Raw genomic sequence first — 3,096 nt, 5'->3', positions numbered from 1 at the left:
GCGGCCGGTGCGCTGATCCGCTCCTGCCAGAGAAACGCGCTCCGTTATCAGGCGGGAAAGGCCGCTGGCGGGGTCAAAACGCGAAAGGCGCGCAAGTCCGGCATCCACAACCATACGCACGCCTTCTATGGTCAGTGAGGTTTCGGCAATCGAGGTGGCTAGCACCACCTTGCGCTTGCCCTGCGGGGCCGGGGCAATGGCCTCATCCTGCTGCGTTGCGGAAAGGTTGCCGTGAAGCGTGTGCAGGCACACGTCGGGGGGGAGGCGTTCTTCCAACAATGCGGCTGTCTGGCGGATTTCACCTGTGCCGGGTAAAAACGCCAGCAGACTGCCGGGTTCTTTTTGCATCAGGGCAAGTATTACACCGGCCATGTGCTGCCACAGGGCGGAAGCGCCGCCCGCCGAAGGTGAAAGCCTCCCTGCCTGAAGTGTGAGGGGCAGGTGACGCACATCAACCGGAAAGCAGCGTCCCGGGCTGTGGATGATGGGGCATTGTCCCATCAGGCCGGATACAGCCTGAACGTCCAGTGTGGCAGACATGACCACAAGGCGCAGGTCAGGCCTGAGAACGGTCTGGCTTTCCAGACAGAGCGCCAGCCCCATATCGGCGGTAAGCGACCGCTCGTGAAATTCGTCAAAGATGACGCAGGCCGTGCCGGGCAGATCCGGCTGCTCTTGCAGCATGCGGGTGAGCACCCCTTCGGTGACCACCTCAATGCGCGTGTGCGGGCCGGTGCGGTTTTCGTCGCGCATACGCAAGCCCACAGTGTGTCCCACCTTTTCACCCAGCAGGGCAGCCATGTACCTGGCAAGGGCGCGGGCCGCAACGCGGCGCGGTTCAAGCAGGAGTATATTGCGACCGCAGCGCCACGGGGCGTCAAGCAGCCACAGGGGAACCCTGCTGCTCTTGCCCGCGCCAGGGCTGGCGCTGAGCACAAGCCCGCTGTTCTGCTCAAGGGCGGCAAGCAGTTTTTCTTTTTCCCCGTCCAGGGGGCAGGGAGGCAGGCCTGGCAGAGCGGACATAGCGGAATTTTCGTTCATACGGATACTGGCTGGATAAACGGAATGTCAAAACAGCTTTTTTACTGGTAATCCTTTTCGCGTCAGTGTATTGACACAAGAAAGGATTACTGGTGGAGAAAAATTCATGGCGTTGAATACAGATGGTATCATTGGTCAGAGCACAAGTCTGGCAGAGGTTTTTAAGGTTCTCGGCAAGGTTGCGCCCACCGACAGCACTGTGCTTGTAACCGGCGAATCCGGAACAGGCAAGGAGTTGCTCGTGCGCGCCCTGCACTCAAACAGCAGCCGTGAAGACAGGCCCTTTGTTCCCATCAACTGTGGGGCCATCCCTAAAGAACTGCTTGAAAGCGAACTTTTCGGTCACGAAAAGGGAGCGTTTACCCACGCCATACGTTCCCGGCCGGGCCGCTTTGAACTGGCGGACGGCGGCACCATCTTCCTTGATGAAATAGGTGAAATGGATCTGAGTCTTCAGGTCAAGATTTTGCGCGTGCTCCAGGAAAAAGAGATAGAGCGCGTTGGCGGAAACGGCTGTAAAAAGGTGGACGTGCGTATTGTGGCGGCCACCAACCGCGACCTTGAAGCCGAGGTGGCTGCCGGGCGCTTTCGCGAAGACCTTTACTACCGCCTCAATGTCATCCCTCTGCACCTGCCGCCCCTGCGCGAAAGGGGAGGCGACGTGCTTGTGCTGGCGCGGTATTTTCTGACCCATTTTTGCGGCAAAAAAAAGCGGCCGGTGCTCACGCTTGACGACGACGCGCGCCGTGTGCTTTCTGCCTACACCTGGCCCGGCAATGTGCGTGAGCTTGAAAATTTTATGGAGCGACTGAGCATTCTCGTGGACGGAAATGTGGTGCGCCCGCAGGATTTGCCCGGCAAGATACTTGATCAGGTGGGCGATATTGCATCCCTGCCGGAAGTGGAAGATATTTGTGACGGCACCGGAGATCCGGGCGTGGCCGAAAATACTCTTTCGCCTGAGCATGTTACCAACGCGAATGTTGAAAATGAAAATGAGGCCTCGCCAGCTTCCATCGCGACGCCGAACAATGGGACCATGCGGGAACCGGGCATTTTTGCCTGGCCTGACCTGAGCGTGCTGGAAGCGCAGGGCCTGACCTTGAAGGATTTTCTTGACGCGGTTGAAGGACGCCTGATTGACGAGGCATTGGATAAGGCCCTGGGCGTCAAGAATCAGGCGGCGGAGTTACTGGGTATCAAACGCACGACTCTTATTGAAAAACTCAAAAAGCGTAATGCGTAATGGTACATATGTTGCATAGCGCATGACGGTTCCTGATATTCAACCCTCTTCGCGAAGCGCACGTGAACATGATCTTTTTTACCGGCACAGGCCGTTTTCACTCTTCCGCCCATACCGGCGAAATCTTGCGCATCAGCCGTACTTTCTTTCGGCAGGCTTGTGCACCCATCTTTTTTTTCCTCCTGCTGACCATCGGCATCTTTTGTCCGGCTCCCGCACAAGCGCTCGCCTGGAGCTGGTTTTCCCCGGAAGAAGGGGTTGAAAGGCTTCGCCTGCACCTTGATGCTCCTGCGCAAGGGACTGAAGTGGTTTCTGCTGACGCTCAAAACTTAATTTTTTACATTAATTTTCCCAATGCGGATATGTCGTCTTTGGTGCGGGCCGGTGGCCTGCCTGCCGCAGGGGCGCTTGTCAAAAATGTGGAATCTGCGGGCGGGCGCATACAGGTTCAGCTTTCCGGCCACGCGGCGAGTATTGTTCAACGGTCTGCCCCAGGCAGGCTGGACATAGAATTTTTTGCCGCCGGGCAGTCCCGCGGCACGTTGCCAACCCCCGGCAAAAAAGCTGCCGGGGGATTTTGGAGTTTTCTGTCGCTGCCCGAAGCCCACGCAGCCCAGCCGTCCATCGGGGAACCTGCTGTGCAGGGTGGTCAGGGTGGCGTGGTGGACCGTCAGACGGTGATCGGCAAGGTGAATACCGGCGGGCCGGAAGACTGGCCGGAAAGCAGGGCGTTTTCAACCGTAACGCAACCTGCCGAGTCCGACGCTGCCGCCTCTCTCCCGGCCGGAGAAAAGGCATCGGAAGCAGGC

At 58.3% G+C, this 3,096-nt stretch carries 2 protein-coding genes and 1 pseudogene; 2 read left to right on the top strand and 1 reads right to left on the bottom strand.

Annotation, left to right across the window (positions count from 1 at the left end; translation table 11 throughout):
• On the bottom strand, positions 1–1,023 hold a 1,023-nt coding region (locus V6C07_RS12710), incomplete at its 3' end, for a helicase-related protein (RefSeq protein WP_333536842.1).
• Between the two features lie 124 nt (positions 1,024–1,147).
• Between V6C07_RS12710 and V6C07_RS12705 the strand changes: the two genes are divergently transcribed.
• Together V6C07_RS12705 and V6C07_RS12700 are read left to right on the top strand one after the other, a co-directional pair.
• Positions 1,148–2,287 carry a sigma-54 interaction domain-containing protein gene (locus V6C07_RS12705; protein WP_333536841.1) on the top strand — a complete coding sequence of 380 codons (1,140 nt, stop codon included), beginning with the start codon at positions 1,148–1,150 and terminating at the stop codon, positions 2,285–2,287.
• Positions 2,288–2,355: 68 nt separating this feature from the next.
• A pseudogene (locus V6C07_RS12700) lies at positions 2,356–3,096 on the top strand (hypothetical protein); the annotation flags it as partial.

This window comes from Desulfovibrio sp. 1214_IL3152 (assembly GCF_036763055.1).
GTDB lineage: Bacteria > Desulfobacterota > Desulfovibrionia > Desulfovibrionales > Desulfovibrionaceae > Desulfovibrio.
Note: the sequence above shows the minus strand (reverse complement) of the source record. Positions and strands in the feature narration are given on the sequence as shown.